Genomic DNA, 19,601 nt, shown 5'->3' with positions numbered 1-19,601 from the left:
GGTCAGGTCCCACCGTTCGTGTTGTAGTAGCTTTGGATTTTCTGCTGGATCTGGATCGACATATCGATCTCGTCAGGCAGCTTTGCCGCATCAACGAACTCGGCATAAACTTCCCGAAAATCCATGCGGCTCAAGTCAAGCTGCTGGAACTGGGCGATCAAGAAACCTTCGCAGTCAGGGCGCTGCGGCGTCCCCCACCGCATCCCAAGCTGCGCCTTGCCTTGCTCATTCAGAATCCGGACGAGCTTACTGCCGTAGCAGCAGTATGACTGCTTGCGGGTCACGCAGACGCCGAGCACGCGGGATGAGCAATAGGTCCCGATAAAGCGGCACAGACCTGCATCATCCCGCTTGTCGACTTCACGGTCCTCGCGGTCGCACAGGAACGGCGTGAGAAGCGGCACGCCCTTGCCGCTGCAGCAGTTCGAAAGGCCAAAGACCTTGCGGGTGCAGCGCAAATGCTCGCCGCTGAAGATCTTCAGCCGATCAGGATCAAACCCGTCCCGCAGCTCGCCCATGACGTTCATGGCGACCATAGCGTCCTTGAACTCAGGTGATGCCTCGCGCTCGACCTGAGTGCATTCTCCATTGATGCAATAGAGATCCCCTGCACAGACATAGGCGGGCGGCGGCTGCGATCCCGCGCCGGGAATGGCGCACTGATACCAGCGATCATGGACGTTGCAGGTCACACCATCTGCGTCAAAGCTCAGGCACTCGTCATGGCTGAACCTGCAATCGCCACGCGCCTCAAGGGCACCACAGTCATTGGCAGGAGCCACCCCTTCACACTGATAGGTACGCTGCCACTCCCAGCAGCTGCGCGTCACCGAAAGACCATTGATGACCCGCGTCTCTCCAGGCGCAGTGCAGACCTCGCTTGCAAGCGTGCAGGTGGCACCATTCGTGGCGCTCTGGCAGGCGGCCTCGTCGACGGTCTCGCCAACGATCCGCGAGGTGTTGCGTTCAATCCCGCCCGGTACGCCGCTTAGCCGAGAGGGGCATTGCCAGACCTGGTGAAAGATTGGCTCGCCTGGCTCAGCACACCACCTGCGACCGAATTCCTCTTCCACCCACTGCAGGCACCTTTGCCCTACCCGAACGCTGCGCTCGAGCGTGCATGAGCTGGAGCCCTGCGCTTGGGCAAGCATCGGACACATCTCATTGCGATCAGCAAACTCTTCGGTTTCGCAAGAATACTGCCAGGTGCGTCGTCCCTCGGTCTGGATCTGCAACGACGCATTACAGCTGCGCGCCTCCGCAAAGGGCTGCGAGCCGGCATTGCAGCTTTCGAGATAAGTCGTGGTACCCGTCCCTCCCGGAGGCAAGGGATTGCAGGCTCCTGCAGTTCCTCCGGGCCCACCACCGGCGCCGAGATAGGCGTCGGGGTCAGCTTCGATCAGGCGACCGGCAGACAGGTCGACAGGGTCGGAATCGAACCGGGTCCTGTAGGGATCAACGATCACGCGGTACTCATCGCGATACCGCTGCGCTTCCCCCGCCGCCGTCAGCCCAACAGGATCGTCGACATAATCACGCGATGGAATATCAGTACCCTGGAAGCCGGGGACGTTTGCCGTCGAACCATTGCCAAGAATGCCCGATGACGTGGTGTCACGGACACCCTTTGCGATTGCTTCGCCTTCTACCCTCGCATCACTGGCCGCCATCTGGGCGTGCGCAAGATGACCGCATGCCGCAAGCGCAAGGGAGACAGCAAGGGTGCGCAGGCCATTCACCTTTTCCCCCTCAGATTGGCAAGAGCGAGACGGGCAACTGGCGCGCCCGGCCCGTTTGCCCCGGCGAAAGTCTCGAGCACATAAGCCACACTGGTATTGCCTGAGATGCGATCATGCGGCGGCGGCGTGGTTACACAATCGAGCTGATCGCAGGGCTCGAAATCGGTCGCGAGAGCCACATAGGTGGGAACCCGGTCGACCCCGAAGGATCGAAACAGCCGGGGATCGATTGCCACATTGCTTGCGCCAGACTGGTCGACAACCTTGCGGATACCGGTGATGAAGGTCTGCGGATTTCCGGTAGAGAAGCCGCGGAAAACGACAACGCCGCCTGCTCTGGTCGTGTCGGCGATCATCTGTGCAAGCGCCTCTTCGGGCATCGACAGGCTGGCGAATGCCACAAACAGCGGCGCACCCTTGGGGCGGGCCATGCCAGCCCTGGCGCCAGCCACCATTTCGTCGAAGTCGACTGGGCCATCTTTCCCGGCGATCTGCGAGACATCCAGGCCTTCAACGGCCTCATAGCCTTGCGCGACAACCGTCTGCGCCTCTTCGCCTTGGGTTTGCGCGTTCGCGGTCGCATAGTCGAAGAGCGCCTGGGCGTCGGCCTTGAGTGTATCGGCCCGCGCCTCGATCGCTTTCGGGTCGAAGTCCGTCAAATCCTGAGCAACGACGGCGGTCACACCAAGCAGCAGGCTGGCGGCGAGAGCGGGGAAGAGTCCTCTGCGGTTCATTGGCGCGACCTCACAGCATGCAACAATTGCGTTTGCGCCAGAGGAGGAAGCCGACATCCTCGCCTTTGACGGGATAGACCTGCCCAGATTTGGGCAAGATCGTGGTCGCTCCAATCGGAGAACAGGCTTCGCGGCCACTCACCATGGGCGTCGGATTTACCTGCTGCATCCGGTACTGGCTCTTCTTGAGGATCGGCATGATGTACTTGGAACACAGCGCTTTCGATCCACTGGTGCCCCAGGCGAGCCCCTGACGGTGGAGCTTGTAGACCATGCGCTCGGCCGCGAGCCGCGCTGACTGCTTGATGCCGATATTGGCACCAACATTGCCGTTCATCGGATACATCGAACCTTGGCAACCAGAGCACCAGAACAGCTCGTCCATTGGCAATCTGGTCGTTGCCGAGATGCAATCGGCCGAGCACGCGGCCTGTGCGATGACTGAGGTGAAAAGGGCGGCCTCGGGATTGAGGAGAGATGCCAGCTCGTCGTCCTGCCAAAGCGGATCGATCTCGCTCATATAGGCAACGTCGAACGAGCTCGCCTCGAGACACAGGAAATCGGTCACCACTTCGAGCCAGTACAGGAGCGGGTAGATGTAATAGTGCACGTGGTATTTGGCGGTGCGCTGGGACTGGCCCCCTAGCTGCGCGCCGTCCGAGGCATAACCGTTACCGATCGGAAAGCCGGGGTCGAGCTTGATGCCGCCAAGGTTCGGAAAGCACCAAGGCTTGGTCGAGACATCAATCAGCCGGACCGGTTCCCAGAACCCGATCGCCAGGCCGATGCGCGGCACCGGCGTGCCGCAGGCGCAGATCGGAAGATCCGGATTGTCGGTGTCAGCACGCGATGATGGCCAAATCTTGAGCGACCCCAGCGATAAGGGGAACATGCAGCCCCAGCACACATCGGTCACCGGATTGACGAAGCTGCCTGAGCACCGACCAGGCCCGCTCGGAAGACCCTGAGCCAGAACCGGAGGGGCGAGCACGGTTGCCGCCATAAACAGGGACGCAAAGCCCAAGAGGAGCGCAAGGAGCCTAGAGCGCATCGTCTCTCTCCCTCATCAGCCAGGCATCATCCGCCGCGTTCTTGGCCCGGACCCAAAGGACCCCCTGAACCAGAGCGAAGGTCGTAGCGCCTGCGAACAATGCGAGAGCAAAGATGCCGATTAGCGCCCGAAGTGCCCCGAACGAAACAACGAGGGCAGCGACCAGAAAGAGCCCTGTCATCGTGCGCAAACGTGCCGCCTTGAGCCCGCGCGTTTCGGGGGCAGCAAGGGGAGCCGGAACCAGATTGCGCCAGGAGTTCATGCCCCCCTCCCCTTGCGCGCAATGGCTTGCTCAGTGACTATAAGGACGTCGCCGCGCTGCTCGACCAGCGCCGGGGTCCGGCGTATCCCGAAATAGCTGGTAAGACGGCCGTCCTGATCAAAGTAGAACCGTCGCTGGTGAACCTTCATGAGCTCGAAGGGAGAGCCATCAACGAAGATGATCTTGGCGCGCGCATCGCCCCCGTGCTTCATCGCCCATTCGACTTCTGCCGGGTCATCACCATCAACAAAGAGAAGTTTCTTGCTAAGCGCAGCGGCGGCAAGAGGATTGACGCGCTGACCCGCCACAGCAATCAGGTTCCCCTTGTGATCACGGATGTCCTTGTCGATCCGGATCGAAGGATCGAACTCCCAACTCCGGGTCTCCTCCGCAGGCGAAATCCCGGAGACCGGGACCGGGCGCATCACCCTCGCCTTCACCTTCTCGGCGAACTGGCGATTCATCTGATCGAGTTTTCCGGTCGCAGCCGCATGGTCGAGCCGCGCCTTGATAACGCTCAGGAGATCTGGCTCAGCAATGGACCATGTCTGGCCCATCTGCCCGTGGTCGACGCTTTGCCCCGACACTGCCCCGCCGCTCGAAGCCGTCGCTGACACCGCAAGTCCGCCAGCAACGAGGAAGGAGAAAGCGACCCTCACAGGATTGGCTGCCCGGTGCCGACAAGCCGATCGCGGCACACAAAGCCGATATGCGCATAGCGGCTGTCGAACCCGTCCTTGTGCGGAGTTCCTGCAAAAATGCAGCCTTCCGGCACAACCCCGAGCGGGCCGGCGACAAGACGGTCGCCGCGCTTCGTCATAGGTTTGATGGTCGCCACGCGCTTGCCGTTGACGTGCACATCATTGCCGATGCGCGTCACCGTGTCGCCTGGCAGACCAAGAGCGATCTTGGTGAAAGCCGCCGGCTTCGCCCCAAAATACTTCACCGTAATGGGATCATGACCGGGATGGAAAACCACATAGTCCCCGCGCACCGGAAAACGCCTGGCTTCGACCATGAACGCCCAGTTCGGGAGCGAGTCCGTCACGTTGATCATCAGCGCGTGGTTCTCGCTCCACTTCGAAGCTGCGCTGAGGGCACCTGCAACGAGACAGACAGCAGCGATCGCCATAAGCCTGCCGCCGGTCGAAAGGCGTCTGGTCCTGCCTGTCGTCGCAGGAGGCTCGCCGTCCGACAAAAGCCGAGCAAACCCCTTGCGCTGAGCCGAACGAAGGAGCGGATCAGGGTTTGCCATCGCGCTGACGTCCCTGATTGGCAGCCATAAAGGCCTGCATCTCTTGTTCAACGCGGGCCGCCTGCCCCTGAGGAGCAGCGCCGAGCGCCTGGGCGGGTTGGGGGCGCGGAACCTTTGCGTAAACGGCAGTCTTCACGCTCTGCGTAACGTCGGGAACTTCGCCCCCCACAATCGCCTCATGAACGAGCACGACTTTCCCGGATCTCGACAGGCCGGAGACGGTCTCATCCAGCGCTGCCATGAAAACTGCAGTTTGCCGTGCTGCGGTCTGCTCGTCAGCGTTCGAGCGTGCCTGTGCCTGAAGATACTCCCCAATGATGCCCTGCAGCTGAAGCTGGACGAATTCCTGCTGCCCTGACCCCTGTGCAGCAACGCTCTTGGTCACCCAGGCCCCCCAGACAAAGGTCGTCGCAGCGCCAGCGAACAGGAGGATTTCGCGAGCCGACAGCGCGGCAAAGCGGCTACGATCTCTGACCTGCGAGGCCTTGGCAGAGGCGGGTGTGGCGGGCGCCGCCATATGGTCGAAAAGGTCCGTCATTGGTCATCTCCGGCTACAAGGAAGGCTGAAATCAGGCTCGCGCGGCGGAAGAAGGCGATCAGCACAAAGCCCGTGAGCATGACGCCGAAGCTGATGACCGCGAACTGGCCGCGTCTCGAAGCGTCTGCTGCAACGAAGCGCGACGCGAGATTGTCCAGTTGGAGCATCAGGCCCTCGAAAGTGAAGCCGCCAAGGACAAGGAAGAACAGCGTGGCGATGCCGAGGGTCGCAAGCGCGCTGGTGGCAAGCCAACCGCTGAACCGAAGGGCAATAACGAGAAGATCCTGAGCGGCCTGCTTGCGGCGCGCACTGGCCGAGTGACGCATCAAGGAACGGCCAAGGGGACGGGCCAAAGGACGAGAAGGCGTGCTCATTCCGCAGCCTCCCTCATCGGAAGACCTTCAGGCTCTCGATGATCTTCAGGGAAAGCCACCGCCTCGATCGCTTCGGGCATCCGGTAGCCACGATGCACATAGTCCTCGATCTGGGCGAAGACATGCGGGCTCGATGAATAGAGCGTGCCCGAGAACCGGTCGAGGACGAGCCGAGCGACGCATTCGGTCTCTGGACCCCGGATGAAGATGTCCGAATAGTCGGTGCCGTTGCGCTTCAGTGACCGCAGCAAAGCCTCGGTCATGTTGTCCATCTCAAACCGATCCGAATTGCGGAAATCCGAGATGGTCTCGCCCTTCTGCTGGAGGATGAGGAACCAGTCGGAGTTTTCGAGAGCCGCCCGCGAGCCTTCGGACTTGTAGTAATCGTGGATCGACTGCGTCGCGGTGATCAGCGCACCGCCATATTTGCGGCAGGTGCGCGAATAGGTCTCGACGAAGTCGGCCATCGCCCCGCCCTTTAGCATTTGCCAGGCCTCATCGATGATCAGCGGTTTCGGGATCGCGCGGTCCATCCGGCGCATAACCTGAGAGGCAATGAACATGATCGAGGTCAGAACAACGCCGCGAAGCTCCACCCGGGTCGCAAGGTCCGAGAGCTCAAACACGGTAAGATCGGCCGACAGATCAAGGTTGGCATCGCCAAGGAAGAACTTCCCGTAGGTTCCCTTTGCAGCGAACGGCAGCAGCGAGGTCGCCAGATCATAGGCGAAGGGATGCTCGTGGCCCTTGAGGGCCTGCATCACGTGATCGATTGTGCCGTCCCGCCCATGGGTGTCCCACACAAGATTGACTGCTTGGTCGATAAGCCCGCGTTCGGTGTCATTGAGCCGGGTCTCGTTGCGCGCCATCTGCGACACGATGGATTTGAGCATCGCAAGGCAGTCGACCAGATAGTCGCCGTCCCCTTCGGCAAGGGCCTCGTCGATCATGCGAAACGGGTTGATCGAAATGCCCGACGACAGCTTGAACTCGGTGAATGTCCCGCCAAGCGCCTTGGCCATATGCTCGAAGCTGCGGCCATCATCGATCACGATGGTCTTGGCCCCAACCCCTGCAAAGCTTGCCGTGAGGTCCTGCAGCAGCACCGACTTGCCCGAGCCGGACTTGCCGGAGATCGCGACATTGTGGTTGCCGGCACTGTTCTGGAAGGGTGACCAGAATTGTGGCTGACCCCGGCGTCCGATGAAGAGCAGGTGCGGGATGTTGCCGCCGATGTATTCGCCCTGGATCGGCGCAATCGCGGCAAGGTTCGCCGAGCGCATGGTGCGCATGCGCTTCATCCGCTTGAGGTCGCTGTCGAGCCCGTCAGCCAGCAGCAGCGGAAAGTGCGCCATGAAAGCGGGCAGCTGGATATGGGTCTCGTCAATCAGATCCCACCCGCTCGCCTTGTAGAGAGCCTTCAGGGTCCGCTCGCAGGGCTCGCCCCGGCCCTTCGGGGCGATGATCGTGACAACGTAGTAGCAGGACACGAGCTTCTCGCCCTGCTTGACCCGGTCGGCCACGAACTGCCACTCAGCCGCTTCGGTACGCAGCTTGGGCACAAGCTTCACGCCCTTGCCTTCCGCGAGCGAGCTGGTGCGCACGAACTTGTAGCCGGCCTTCGCTTCGGAAGACTCTTGGTTGGGGATCACCCCACAAGCTGTCTGCAAGACGGGACAGGGCAGGGAGAGCTTGGGGTTGAAGATGTCCCCAATCACCTTCTGGCTATCCCAGGGTGCCCAGCGATCCGGAAAATTGCGCACCGCCATGGTGCGCACATCGAAGCGCTCAGGCACGTAGTCCTTCAACTCGGGCACGCCATCGACTGATGAGCCGGTTGGCCGCAACGACTGTGCCTCAAGCACGAGGCGGTCACGCCCGACATGGGTGACAAGATCCCGCCTGATGCATTGCTCATTGATGGGATCGAACCGGTTGTATCCCGGCACTTCATCTCCAGCGCCAGTGGACGGGGCGAGGACCTCATCGAAGAAGCGGATGAGGTCGGTCGGAGCGAATTCCTTGACCGGGACATCGATGGAATCGAGGGCAGAAATGATCCCCTCGCGCATGGTCAGGAGGTCATCGGTCGAGAGGCCCGAACCGTCACTTATCCCGACTGCCAGCAACACGCGAAAGCTCCGCACAAAGAACGGGCCATCGCTGGCAAGCGTGGACCATGCTCCATTGCGCAACTTGTCGACGCGGTGGCGGGCGAGCGTCTGGAAAACCCCCGCAGCCTTGTAGCGCGGCAACGCCCAGGTCTGCAGTTTCTCGGCAACGCGCGGGCTCGAATAGTTCGTGACCGAGAACTTGGTGCCGGGCAGAAGAATGTCGGAAAACAGCGACCCGATCACATCATTGACCCGGTCGTTTGCACCGACAAGCGGGGCGAGCTCGATGATGAAACCCTTCGAGCGGACCTGATGAAAGATACGCTTGTCCTCATCGAACGAGCGATATCCGAGGAAATGCGACAGCATTGGCACACTGGCAGGCCGGGCGTTCTGCTCAGGCTTGCGAGCATCGCCGGTTACCAGATCGATGATGTTGGTGAGGGCCTGCAGCATGGCGCGTTACTCCGGCGTTGCAGGGAATGAGGCAGCCTCGCGCCTCGGCAATCGCTGCTGTGATGCAAGACGCTCGGAGACCTTCGCCTCGATCTCAGCGATCGGGTTGGCAGGCTGGGAAGCCGCTTGCTGGGCCGGGGCCTGCTGGATAGGCGCTGGGGTCTTTGAAAGATTGGACGCCATGGCAGTCTCAGCGCCCACAGAACCCGGCTGACCGTCATCCAAGATGCCAGGGGCAATCGCCATAAACTGCGGTGCGCTCTCGGCGGCCGCCAACAGCCCCTGAGCACGCGCAGGCTTTGCACCTCGTAGCGCAATTGTCTCGAGAGCATCCCCCCGGCCCGGGAGCATCGCCTTAACTGGCACCGCGATGCGGGCATGGGCTGTGCCTGCGGCATCCGTGTAGCCCGGAAACACGACCGACAGCTCGTAACTCGGCGACGAACGCGCAACGAGTGCTTCGGAACCGAGCAACGGGCCGCGCACAGGAGCGGAGATCCCGTCGTCCATCCGGAATGGACCCGCAGGGTTGAGAAGATCCGCCGAGGTCGTTTCCTCGATCCGCGCAATTGCGCTGTCATCGATCACCAGCGAAGGCGCGCAGATACCGTCTGCAGCCTCGCAGCGAAACTTGCCGCTGACGTTGGTACCGAGCGTCGTACAGGCCGACAGGGAGAACGTCACAGCCACGATTGCCATTGCGCCTTTGGTGTTCATGACACCTTCTCCTTCAGCCAGGTTTCGAGGAATTCGCGAGGGCGGAAGCCGTGAAGGACAGCGCCATCGTCGCGCACAATGACAGGGGTACCGGTGAAACCATGCTTCCTCGCAAAGGCCTCATTGGCATCAAGGCCCGAGGTGTCGCAGCGCCGACCGCTCGTGATCGCGCCTCCGTCATAGGCTTCGTTCACCGCGCGGCGCTTGTCGCTCGCACAGATGACCGCCTCTGAGATTGGACGGGTGCCGAGCACCGAAATCGGTCGCTCAACGACCTTGACGTCGAGCGTCGCGAGGGTTTCGTGGAGGCGTTTGCAGTACCCGCACCGAAAATCGCTGAAGACGGTGAGTGTCCGGCCACCCTTGCCCATCACGACGCTGCCGCTCGAGGGCAGAGCTGCCAGCGCTGCGGGATCAATACGTGGCAGTGGCCCCGCGTCGCCCGCCCCTGCCTGACGTGCCTGTGTTGGTTCGGCCGCGCCCTCCTGACTCTCGCCAGCGCCCCCCGCCCCAACCAGCATGTCCGGGTTCATCTCGAGCAACCGGGCAGCTGTGAGATCCTGCTTCGTCTCCATGTCGTAGACACGGCCAATGATGAGGTAGCGCGCCGAGCGGTCGATGTAGAAGAGGTTCTGGCGTGCCAGAACTTCACAAACGCCCTCGATCTTGTCGCAGTCGATCGTGGTGATCTCGGTCTTGGGGAGACGTTTGACCAGCGCTGCCTTGATCGTCGCAGCGTCGTCTGCCGCCGCGGCATGAGCGGCTGCTGCAATTGCAGCGAGGGAGCCAGTGAGCGCGAGGGCGGCCCCTGCCACCTTCCATGTGGTCCATTTGAATTCCATGACGGGCCTCAATTCCTGATGAAGGTGCCGTCGAGGAACACGACCTCGACCGCAGCACCGGTGGGCATCTCGACGACCGGCTGATATTGCTCGGCCCGTTCGATCAGATAATCGGAGAGAGTGTTCCCGGCGTTCGCCGCGCCGCCGCCAATCGCCTGAATGCCGACATCGGAAGCTGACGGGAGCACGGGATCTTGGGAAATCCGGGGGATCTGGTTGGCACCCTGAAAGGCGTTGCCCACCCCGCTCACCAGCCCTGCGAGAAACGCTTGCGTGGTCAGCGAACCTTCACGGCTGACAACCCGTCCGCGAACGCCGACTTTGCCGCCGAAGGCAATAAAGCCCTTGACCTCTGACACCGCAAAGCGCCCGCCGGGCTGCGCACAGGTCATGCGCTGCAGCTTCACATAGACCTTCTCGCTGGAGAGATCGCCATAGGCCGCACCATTGACCATGCAGCCCTGCACGCGGGTCGCGAGCAGCTTGCCGTCACCATAGACCGAGCGCGCCGGCCCCGTGATACGCAGAAGAACCGGCAGCGGGTCACTCTGGCTGCGGGTATTCGTCGTCGCATCAACACCGACCACCACGGTGGCATTCGCGATCGAGTTGGGCGGGAGGTAGTTCGGGGAGTCGGTGTAAACCGCAGGGGCCTTGGCCGGATCAATGCGCGAGCCCGTCCCGCCCGCTTGCGCGAAAGACACCATCTGCACGTCGTTGCCGCGGCGGGGCAATGTGGCGGAAGGTACGCCGGACGCAGCTGGCGAAGGCACGCCCATCTCACGGGCAGCCGCGACCGGCCCGGGGGCAGTCGGTCGGGGGTTGCCCCTGGTGACCTGCTGGCGCAGTTGCTGGTTCTCACGCTCATAGGCCTCGAGCACCTGCTGCCCGTCGCGCGCCATCGCGGCATTTTCACCGCGCAGAGCCTGAATCTCGCTTTGCAACTGCGCAACTTGGCCAGCCTGCGCTTCGACGCCCTTGAGACGCTGATCCTGGGAGTTAACCTGACCCTCGTAGATGGCCATCCACTCCTGATCGACGCGCTGGCGGTTCATCAGGGCATCGGTTGACACCTCGGTCTCGTGCCCAGGCTTGGTTGCCTCTTCGACCACGGTTTCGGTCCGCAAGACATACATGGTCGAAGCCACGACAGCGACACCACCGAGCCCGAAAAACAGCATTCTCTGCCGCTTCTGTGCCTTGTCATTGTCGATGATCGAGCCCGTTTCATCGACCGCATCGCGGCCATCGGCCTCGGCGCCATCCAGATCCTTGGGCTTGCGCTTGAGAAAATCCATGAGGCTTACCTTCCTGCAGGCACGACCACGTAAGCAGCAGTCGCCTGCCCGCTTGCGAGGTTGGGGTTGGAAATTGTGACGGCGATTGCACCGTCCCCGGCGATGAGTTCTTCGCGAAGCGCGATCGGTGAGGAGCTGGCATTCTCGATGCGCAGGACCTTCCCGGTCATCGTCGGGCTGCGGTACTCGGTGAGGAGCTGGACCTTCATATCGCCGACGTTGACCGGGGCACGGGCCGCATCGCGGATCTCGAAGCCGGTCACCGGGCGCTGTTCGAACATCGCCCTGACGAGCCCGACAGCGCGATCCTGCAACGAACCCGATGCTGTAAGGACCTCAGGCTTGGCGGAAGGATTTTCGATATCGGCATTCGCCACAAAAACCTGCACCGCACTGTCACCGCCAATCTGGCAGTCGAACTTGTAGACAAGGCCCTTTTGCGTTGTCCCGAAGAAGGAGATGTTCGGCTTCGAATAAGCTTCGGGGACCGAGATGTAGATATCGCCGCGGGTCGGTTCATGGACGATCGAGAAGTCTTGACCCTCGACGCCAGTTTGCACTCGGGATACCGACACGAACCGGTCATCCTTCAGCGAAATGCGCGTCAGGTCGGCCTTGGATGCCCGGCAGCGAACCTCTCCATTATCGACGGCGAGGATGTTTTCGTCAGCAAAAGCTGGCGTGGCCGCCATGACGAATCCGACAGTTAAAAGTGCAGCGCCAAGCCCGCGAAGAAGATGGCTGTCGATGCGGAAAAGCAGCGGCGCGCCCGAGGCAAGGCAAAGCGTCGAGACAGAGAAGGTCATTGGTTGGCTCCTTCCTTCTTAACGACGACACCAAACCCCTTCAGGCGCAGCGACACGCCGGTGTAGGTCCAGTGAAATTCGAAGATCTTGTGCTCGCGGCGCACGTCCTTGGATCCGACGATGGTATGAAGGACTCCGCCCACCTGGCTGGTGAGGTTTTCCGGATCGGTGCGGATCCAGTTGATCGTGACAAACTGGGTCACCTGCGACCCCTCCTGCTCAGCCACGATCCGCAGGAGCTTGGCCTTGAGAGCCCCGCGCGCCTCCGGCGCGGAAATGGCAACAATGCCATCAAGCCAGTACTGGAGTGTTTCGGGCGAGCGGTTGAGCGCGAGCTGCGCGGTATCGCGCGTCACGGCCTCAAGATATTCAGGCGTGAGCGCCGCAGAGCTCAGCGTCATCTGGCTGGGCAGGATGGGCTGCAGCACGACCTCGCGGTCCCGCGTCGATGCCGCGGTGAACATAACCACCACGAGAATGCCGAGCACGACACAGATGAGCGCAAGCAGGTTGCGCTGCTTGAGGGTCCGCTGCGACGCCTCATGAGCAAAAGAGATTTCCATATCAGCCCGCCATCACACGAAGATGAGATGGCGGAGCGACCTTCAGACCGAAGAATTCTCCCGGCAAATGCCAATAGGCAAAATGCAGGACCCAATGCATCGACCGCCCAGCTTTGACTTTGCGATAGCCGAACCACGCAGCCAGGGCCAAAAGGAGCCCGATGACAACGTGCTGAGCGAGGATGCCCCAGGTGAAGGGTATGACCATCACCAGGAATTCATCGAGGGTCCAGAACCCGATCAGTTCTGGATCGTCGAGATGTTTTGGGATCGAATACTGGTCCAAGGATCAACTCCGCCAAAGGGAGGACAAGGAGCGGCAGCCCAAAAGGTGAACTGCGGTACCCTTGCCATCATGAAGCGAGGGCGCAGCGTTCAGACCGTGCCGGTAACCGAGGCGGTGACGATCGGAATGCCGGTCCCGGCGCCGACGCCGACGCCCACAGGGATTGCGACCTGACCGAGCGAGAAGCGGCCCGACGCAAGCGCCACGATCCCGCCGGCGAGCGAGAGCACGGTGATGATCCGGCCCCCGGAGCCTTCAAGGAAGCCGGTGAACTGGGCGAGAGCGGTGTTGAAGGTCGTGTCGGCCCCCGCCATTGCGGCATCAGCGCCGAACACGCTGGCGGCCGCGAGCGCCGCAATCGCAACAGCAAGCGTGCCGCTGCGATTCTTCAGATCGAGACTTGTCATTGAGATTTCCCTTTCGGTTGGATGCTGGCGTCTGCCGCCACAGCCAAAGTCCGCCCGGGAGGAACCATTTCTCAACACCGAAGTGTCAGGATTTCTAAGGAAATGAGAGATTGGGGCAGAATTGAACCCCGCCCAGGATTCGATTCGCTCCCAGACTGGGAATGAGAATTTCCCACCGTGGTCCAATTTGCGACCCACACCGGGGATGTTTGTGCCCCACAGCGGGCGAAAATCAGCCCCAAGGTGGAGACGAATCCGCCCCACGGGTAAAAATGCGCAAAAAGGATGACCCGGAAACCGCGCAGTTGCAGGATGACAAGTTCAGACGCTGCCACATCGAGAGAAAGGAGATCGAATTGAGCAAGAACACGTATGTAGCCCACGAGATTTCCATCAGCGCACACGCCTTCGAAGATATCGTCAGGGCCATCGCAGCACTCAGCCTCGAGCAGACGCGCTTTGTGACGTTCAAAGACGTCATTCTCCATGCGCTGGAGCGGTACCCAGCTCTCAAAGATGGACATTCCGCAGCGCTGGAGACCCTGCTTCCTGTGGACGGACCCGTTCGGATCTATGTCCGTCTCAATTCCAAGGACAATGCGGCGGTCGAGCGGCTGAAAGGCGAGCTGAACGCCGCTACCAAGGCTCATTGCGGGGTGCGCGAAACACTGATTTTCTGCGCAATGTTAGTAGCAGAAGGCGAATTTTCCGCTTGCAAAATGCAAATGGACAAAGTCAAACTATGAAACTGCATGGAGTGGAATACATGGGATCGTGGAGGCACGCATGTGCGAAGGGACAGAAGATGGAGTCGCCAGCAGAGCTCACAGCGTAAACCAACTGTATGCAGCGCTCATCAAGGAACAGATGAGGTTGCAGAACACAAGCTTGCGCAAACTGACCGATGAAGGCGTGATCAAAGAGAGTCGGCGGAAGAAGTTCTTCGACAAGGTCGAAGATGGAAATCTTACAATCGACGAATTCCAACGCGTCCTGCTCCACCTCAAAATCGACCCTATCCGCGCAGGCCTCGTTCTGCTGTGCTATGAAAGCGCCAGCTCCTACGAAGACCCATGCTGCGAGACGACCGCCTTGGTTGCTGTCGCACTGGCCGCCCGGCTACCAAGCGAACTCGCAGCCTGCGAAGGGCAGTTCGAGACCATTCGTCAAAGCCTGTGTGACACGATCGCCCGTAAGACATCGTCGGCCATCGCCAAACACCACATGTCACTTGAAAGCCGGCATAACGGCGGCGGTTTTGAACATGCGTATGCTTGAGCCTTGTACGGCGAAACGAGCCCGCGCTGCATGACGAACCGCGTGACTGGTCACGGGCAGACGTCCTGTACCGCACAGCGAAGCGCAAATATGGCGCAGCACCGGAAAGCAGAGCAAAGACGCAGACGCCGCCAGGATGGTTTGCGCCCCCTCGAAATCTGGCTGCCAGCAGCCATGATCGAAATGATCGACGAGCTCAAAAGGGATGATCTGTTGTCCCGGGAGGCGATCATCGCGGCGATCGTGGCGCAAACGCTGAGCGTCAGGCCACCTGAAACATCAGAAGGACAACCGATGATGCTCTGAAATTGAAAGGGGCCCCGCGCCAACGGGACCCCCTTTAACGCATCCTGTTGCCAGAGCGCCAAGTTCACCTCGCTTTCTAGCAACAGACCGAATGGCAAACAAGCGCTTCTGCGCGCGATGAAACGCGCCCGAACGCTGCCAGGGATCGCCGCACCACCTGGTGCATATGAAAGGGAGGTCAGCGACGCAGACATGAAAAACCCGGGCAGCGCCCGGGCCTTTCGAAGGAAGCTGTAATTTGCCGCGCCAAAGCGTGGCGGGAGACACCGGCAAGCTACCTGCTCCCTGACAACTTACAAGCATTTTTCGCAAATTTTGCGGGCAATGTTCTTTGTCTGTGCCGCACCTCAGGACTGAGGGAGCGAAGGGATGACTATTGTCCAGAATCAGGCAGCCTGGGAGGTGAATAGCCGACGCCGGGGAGGGCCAGCAGCGATCGGCGCCTGTCTGCCAAAACTGGGGATGCTCGAGACTGAACAGCTGACCATGATCACTTTCATGGAAGACCCGGCAGATCGGGCAAGACATGCAGCGCGCGTCAACAAGATGATGCGAGGGTTCGAACATACCGGGACCGAAAACGCAGGCAGGCAGCGTCGGCGCAAACTGCTCGATACCATCGAGACCTTCGCGAGAATGCCGCCCGTGACGATCGATGTTCCGAGAATCGTCTGGCGCGATCTTTACGATGCCGCCGCGAGCATCGCGGCCATGAATATCGACTGGGACAGCCGCTGCGGCCCGCTCATTGCCGCCTCGAACGACCATCTCAAATGCCGGATCGGATGGACCGCCGCGCGCAAGAACATCAGGCGCCTTGCCGAATACGGCCTGATCATCCCCCATTGCCTCGCCGGCAACGGCAAGCGATTTCTTGGGTCACGAGACAGCCAGGATCGCTCCGACGCATCAGGATGGTCGCTGGCGCCGCTACTCCTCCTTGAGGATTACCTCACACAACTGGCCGCCACCGAGAAGGCTTTAGCCGAGCAGAACCTGATCCTGCCCAACCAAATTCGAAAGGCAACAAGCAGCGCCTACCGGCTGCTGCGGCCGTTCGAGCAGGGCCACCTCTGGGCTGACAAGGCCAGAAAGAAGCTCGATGCGATCGCTGCGGCGCGGCGCACATACCAGAGGCGGAAAGGATCCATGGACGCGATCGCAGTGCTCGGCCGCCTCGCCGAGGTCGCGACCCGGCTGCTTGATCGGTTGTCAGAGCGCATATCGCTCGACGACATTGCGTCGCTGACACCTTCCGGGGACACTAGGGTGCGCCGGGATGGCCACCATCAATACAGCCCTGAAGAAGCTCTTGAATCTGTATACGGCTTGGCAGAGAGCGCTTGCCGACGGGAACCTGATGACGTTCGAACCACGCCTGATGCCGACAGGGTGAAGCAAGAAACAGCCGATGCTTGTCAGAACGCGCAGGTCTCGGCCGACGCGAATGATGTCTACGGCATCCATCGATCGGGTTTCGTTTGGGCCGAAGCTCCTGCCCTATTGGCGTCACCTCAAGGTTTGTGCGCCAGACAACGATTTGGCGGACATAATGAGAACACTGGCTATGCCACGAGTTTGAGGCGGGCCATGGGATCGTTGAGGGTGCGGAACTCGCCAGGGGAGAGCCGGTTTGCCCTTTGCCACAGATAGTCGCCGGTCAAACTGATATGCACCCAGCCCATCGGCGAGAGATGGGCAAGCAGCGCATCATCGAAGGTGCCGCCGGATGATTGGAGATGCTGGGCGGCCCTGTCCATATAGACGGTGTTCCAGTAAGAAATCGCCGCGATCAGCAGATTGAGGCCCGATGCCCGATATTCCTGATTCTCGATCGAGCGATCGGTGAACCGCCCCTGTCGGTTGGTGTAGATCGCGGCGGCAAGGGTATGACGTGCTTCGCCTTTATTGAGGCCGGCCTGGCAGGCGCGACGCAAGTCGGGCTGTTCAAGCCAGTCGAGCGCAAATAGCGTCCGCTCGATGCGGCCGAGTTCGGCCAGCGCAAAATCCAGCCTGTTCTGGCGCTTGTAGGCGGCCAGCTTGCGCAGGATCGCGGAGGGCGCAACGGCTCCTTCCTTAATGGAGGCGACGATCCTGACGATGTCATCCCAATCGGCTTCGATCGCCGCCGTCTTGATCGTGCGGCCCATGAGGCTTTCGATGCCTTTGTAGGTCGAAGGCGCGGCGATCGAGCCGAGTTTCCGGTCGGCGATGTCGCGCAGACGGGGCACGAACCGGAAGCCGAGAAGATGGCAAAGGGCAAAGACATGGTCCGTCGCGCCGCCGGTATCAGTGTAATGCTCATGCAGCGGTAGCGCGCCGGCGCCGAGCATCAGGCCATCCAGCACGTAGGGGGCCTCGCCGGCGGTGGCCGACATGATCCGCGATCCGAACGAGGCAAAATGATCGGACAGGTGGGAGTAGATCTTCAGGCCCGGCTCGCTGCCATATTTCGCATTGATGTCGGCCGCCGCCGATCGGTTGCGGCCCGAGCGGAAGAACTGCCCATCGGAGGATGAACTAGTGCCGGCTCCCCAATGGCGCGTGAAAGGAAGATCATGGTGCGCGGCAACGATCATCCCCAACGCGGCCTGATAGTTTTCGGGCGACAAATACCAGTTGTGGGTCCAGGCAAGCTGGGCGTAGCTCACCCCGTCGCTGGCGTTGGCCATGCGCTCTAGACCCAGATTCGATCCATCAGCGAGAATGGCGGCGAGGATCGCGTGCGGGTTGTCATGCTCCTTGCCGGACCGAAGATCGCGAAATGCGCTCAGGAACCCGGTGCGCTCGGCCACCTCGACCAGGAGTTCGGTGATCCGCACGCGCGGAAGCAAGGCGTCGAGCCTGCGATCGAGAGCCTCCGCCTCGGGTGGAGTGATCGCCGGCATGGGTTGCAGCTTGAGCCGGTCGCGTTCGAGCGCCACGCCCGCGAGCCTGTTCGCCTTGAGTTGCTTGGCGAAACGGCGCAGCCGCCAGTCGAGCGTCCTTGCCCGCTCCTCCAGATAGGCGGCCGCATCGGTCTGGAATGGCAGGCTGTCGGCCACCTTATCGGCATCGCGTCGACTCAGCAAATAGGTGTCGAAGCGGCGATAATTGCGGGTTCCTTCGACCCATATGTCGCCGGCGCGCAACCGATCGCGCAGCGTGGCCATGATGGCCGTCTCGTATCGCCGGCGATCGACCTGGCCACCTTCGGTGATGAGGCGCTTCCACTGCCGGTTGGCGAATGGGAGCGGAACGCCCTCGGGCAGGCTGCGGGCCTTGCGGGCATTGGTATCGCGGATGACCTCGATGGCCTTGACCAGTTGCGATCCGCTCCCCGATGCCTTGAACGTGAATGTATCGAGGAAAGCCGGGCTGAACCGCCGCAGCGTCGCATAGCGACCAGTCGCCGCGACAAGCGCATCTTCGCCCGCCAGCTCGGCCAGCGCATCGACCTGCGATTTGGCTGCGACCAGTCTGTGCCAGCCTACCGCTTCGTCGATCAGTTCGAGCGGATTACCGCCATGTTCGACCGCCTCTCCCAGCGCGGCGATCGTCGCGCCGAACAGCCGCATAAGTTCGCCGACCGAGCGGATGCTGTCCTGATAGCGCCTTTCCCGCCCGCGCCGCGCCCGTGTGAACAGGCTTCCGACAAGCCTGTCGAACATCTGGATCGCACCATCGGCGAGCCTGGCATCGAGGTCGATGACCGCCGCGATCAGCGTCGCGCGGCGCCTGTTAAGGCTATAATCGGAGAGCAGGAACGCCGGCGCAACGCCACCTTCGCGCATGAACTGCGCGAACCGGAAGTCGGGGATTTTCGCGCCGATCGCCGGGTCGATGCCGATTCCGCGCACATAGCGTAGCCGTTCCAGCAGCCCGTTGATGTTCGCCGTGGTGGGCGCTTCCTCGAAATTGCGCAGCCAGGCCAGCGGCGTCATGCCGAAGTCGCTGTTGTTGACGATCAGATCATCGATCCGCGCCAGTTCGGCATGACCCAGGCTTTCGACAATGAGCGCCGCCGCGGCTTTGCGGGCGCGTGCCCTGCCGGCGAGGCCCGCACGTTCGAGCGTGTCTGCCGATGGAAGAATGAAGCGTTCCTGCTTCAGCCCCTCCATCAATGCGCGGACAATAGGTTCGCCCCGATCGGTCCGCTCCGCAGCTCTTGCGGCGAGATCGAGCGCGAGCGGTATATCCCCTCGCCGAAAAGGGTGTAGCCCCAGATGCCGTGCCGCAATGTCGGCATGATCGTTACGTGTTTGCGCGCGCTGGCCATAGTCGGCGAACGCATCAACATCGACGAAGAGCTGGGCGGCGAGATAGTGAAGGACCGCATCGGGGACGTCGACGTCGGGCTGCAAACCGAAGCCGGGATGCCGCATAAGCGCGATCTGCGTTGCCAGACCGAGGCGGTTGGCAGGGCGATAGCGGCGACCGACCAGTTCGAGATCCTCGGCGGCAAGGGTATAGTGGCCGACGATCGCGGTTTCGTCATGGGGGATATCGAACAGGCGACGCCTTTCTTCTCCGGTCAATAATCGCCGCCGCGCCATCCTGCCTCCATCCCGAGTCGAGAGCGACAGGCTAGCGTCA

21 protein-coding genes are annotated in these 19,601 nt (G+C 61.4%); 4 read left to right on the top strand and 17 right to left on the bottom strand.

All coding sequences use genetic code 11. The features are described 5' to 3' along the window. Positions 1-2: 2 nt before the first annotated feature. From AN936_RS22715 to AN936_RS22640, 16 genes are all read right to left on the bottom strand, one after another. A complete protein-coding gene (locus AN936_RS22715) occupies positions 3-1,739 on the bottom strand; it encodes a conjugal transfer protein TraN (protein WP_054590562.1) in 1,737 nt (578 codons plus the stop codon). Then, complete coding sequence (gene trbC, locus AN936_RS22710) at positions 1,736-2,473, bottom strand: type-F conjugative transfer system pilin assembly protein TrbC (RefSeq protein WP_054590561.1); 738 nt, start codon at positions 2,471-2,473, stop codon at positions 1,736-1,738. Before trbC ends, AN936_RS22715 begins: the two co-directional genes overlap by 4 nt. A 10-nt stretch (positions 2,474-2,483) precedes the next feature. Then, complete coding sequence (traU, locus tag AN936_RS22705; protein WP_084758707.1) at positions 2,484-3,476, bottom strand: conjugal transfer pilus assembly protein TraU; 993 nt, start codon at positions 3,474-3,476, stop codon at positions 2,484-2,486. 37 nt (positions 3,477-3,513) lie between these two features. After that, positions 3,514-3,786, bottom strand: coding sequence for a hypothetical protein (locus tag AN936_RS22700; protein WP_054590559.1), 273 nt, complete (start codon positions 3,784-3,786; stop codon positions 3,514-3,516). After that, positions 3,783-4,373 carry a type-F conjugative transfer system protein TraW gene (gene traW, locus AN936_RS22695; RefSeq protein ID WP_234715861.1) on the bottom strand — a complete coding sequence of 197 codons (591 nt, stop codon included), beginning with the start codon at positions 4,371-4,373 and terminating at the stop codon, positions 3,783-3,785. Before traW ends, AN936_RS22700 begins: the two co-directional genes overlap by 4 nt. Before the next feature lie 68 nt (positions 4,374-4,441). Continuing rightward, positions 4,442-4,918, bottom strand: a complete 477-nt coding sequence (locus AN936_RS22690; RefSeq protein WP_054590557.1) for a S26 family signal peptidase — start codon at positions 4,916-4,918, stop codon at positions 4,442-4,444. 109 nt (positions 4,919-5,027) lie between these two features. After that, the gene (locus AN936_RS22685) at positions 5,028-5,579 is read right to left on the bottom strand and encodes a TrbI F-type domain-containing protein (RefSeq protein ID WP_054590556.1); all 552 of its coding nucleotides are present in this window, start codon (positions 5,577-5,579) and stop codon (positions 5,028-5,030) included. After that, entirely contained in the window at positions 5,576-5,953 is a 378-nt protein-coding gene (locus AN936_RS22680) for a hypothetical protein (RefSeq protein ID WP_149037828.1), read from the bottom strand. Before AN936_RS22680 ends, AN936_RS22685 begins: the two co-directional genes overlap by 4 nt. Beyond that, positions 5,950-8,523, bottom strand: coding sequence for a type IV secretion system protein TraC (gene traC, locus AN936_RS22675; RefSeq protein ID WP_054590554.1), 2,574 nt, complete (start codon positions 8,521-8,523; stop codon positions 5,950-5,952). The genes AN936_RS22680 and traC overlap by 4 nt, the downstream gene beginning before the upstream one ends. Positions 8,524-8,529: 6 nt before the next feature. Further along, positions 8,530-9,240, bottom strand: coding sequence for a hypothetical protein (locus AN936_RS22670; RefSeq protein WP_054590553.1), 711 nt, complete (start codon positions 9,238-9,240; stop codon positions 8,530-8,532). Further along, a complete protein-coding gene (locus tag AN936_RS22665; RefSeq protein ID WP_149037827.1) occupies positions 9,237-10,082 on the bottom strand; it encodes a DsbC family protein in 846 nt (281 codons plus the stop codon). Before AN936_RS22665 ends, AN936_RS22670 begins: the two co-directional genes overlap by 4 nt. A gap of 8 nt (positions 10,083-10,090) precedes the next feature. Further along, positions 10,091-11,380: a TraB/VirB10 family protein gene (locus AN936_RS22660; RefSeq protein WP_054590552.1), complete on the bottom strand. Its 1,290-nt coding sequence runs from the start codon at positions 11,378-11,380 to the stop codon at positions 10,091-10,093. A 5-nt stretch (positions 11,381-11,385) separates the two neighbouring features. Next, entirely contained in the window at positions 11,386-12,186 is an 801-nt protein-coding gene (locus AN936_RS22655) for a type-F conjugative transfer system secretin TraK (protein WP_054590551.1), read from the bottom strand. Continuing rightward, positions 12,183-12,749, bottom strand: a complete 567-nt coding sequence (locus AN936_RS22650; protein ID WP_054136667.1) for a type IV conjugative transfer system protein TraE — start codon at positions 12,747-12,749, stop codon at positions 12,183-12,185. Before AN936_RS22650 ends, AN936_RS22655 begins: the two co-directional genes overlap by 4 nt. A 1-nt stretch (position 12,750) precedes the next feature. After that, entirely contained in the window at positions 12,751-13,035 is a 285-nt protein-coding gene (gene traL / locus AN936_RS22645; RefSeq protein WP_054136666.1) for a type IV conjugative transfer system protein TraL, read from the bottom strand. A gap of 89 nt (positions 13,036-13,124) precedes the next feature. Continuing rightward, positions 13,125-13,442 (bottom strand): hypothetical protein, encoded by a 318-nt coding sequence (locus AN936_RS22640; RefSeq protein ID WP_054590550.1) that lies wholly within the window; start codon positions 13,440-13,442, stop codon positions 13,125-13,127. Positions 13,443-13,714: 272 nt separating this feature from the next. Between AN936_RS22640 and AN936_RS22635 the strand changes: the two genes are divergently transcribed. The 4 genes from AN936_RS22635 to AN936_RS24460 all read left to right on the top strand — a co-directional run bounded on the left by AN936_RS22635 (position 13,715) and on the right by AN936_RS24460 (position 16,679). Continuing rightward, the gene (locus AN936_RS22635; protein WP_054590549.1) at positions 13,715-14,188 is read left to right on the top strand and encodes a hypothetical protein; all 474 of its coding nucleotides are present in this window, start codon (positions 13,715-13,717) and stop codon (positions 14,186-14,188) included. A gap of 142 nt (positions 14,189-14,330) precedes the next feature. Continuing rightward, positions 14,331-14,720 (top strand): hypothetical protein, encoded by a 390-nt coding sequence (locus AN936_RS22630; RefSeq protein WP_054590548.1) that lies wholly within the window; start codon positions 14,331-14,333, stop codon positions 14,718-14,720. Between the two features lie 174 nt (positions 14,721-14,894). Further along, positions 14,895-15,026 carry a hypothetical protein gene (locus tag AN936_RS25820; RefSeq protein WP_257719816.1) on the top strand — a complete coding sequence of 44 codons (132 nt, stop codon included), beginning with the start codon at positions 14,895-14,897 and terminating at the stop codon, positions 15,024-15,026. Positions 15,027-15,395: 369 nt separating this feature from the next. Continuing rightward, a complete protein-coding gene (locus AN936_RS24460; RefSeq protein ID WP_084758690.1) occupies positions 15,396-16,679 on the top strand; it encodes a helix-turn-helix domain-containing protein in 1,284 nt (427 codons plus the stop codon). Here the strand turns inward: AN936_RS24460 and AN936_RS22620 are convergent. Then, positions 16,592-19,561, bottom strand: coding sequence for a Tn3 family transposase (locus AN936_RS22620; protein ID WP_008603805.1), 2,970 nt, complete (start codon positions 19,559-19,561; stop codon positions 16,592-16,594). The genes AN936_RS24460 and AN936_RS22620 overlap by 88 nt on opposite strands. Positions 19,562-19,601 lie beyond the last annotated feature (40 nt).

The organism is Sphingopyxis macrogoltabida (assembly GCF_001307295.1).
Classification (GTDB): Bacteria; Pseudomonadota; Alphaproteobacteria; order Sphingomonadales; family Sphingomonadaceae; genus Sphingopyxis; species Sphingopyxis macrogoltabida_B.
This window is presented reverse-complemented; position numbering and strand designations above follow the sequence as displayed.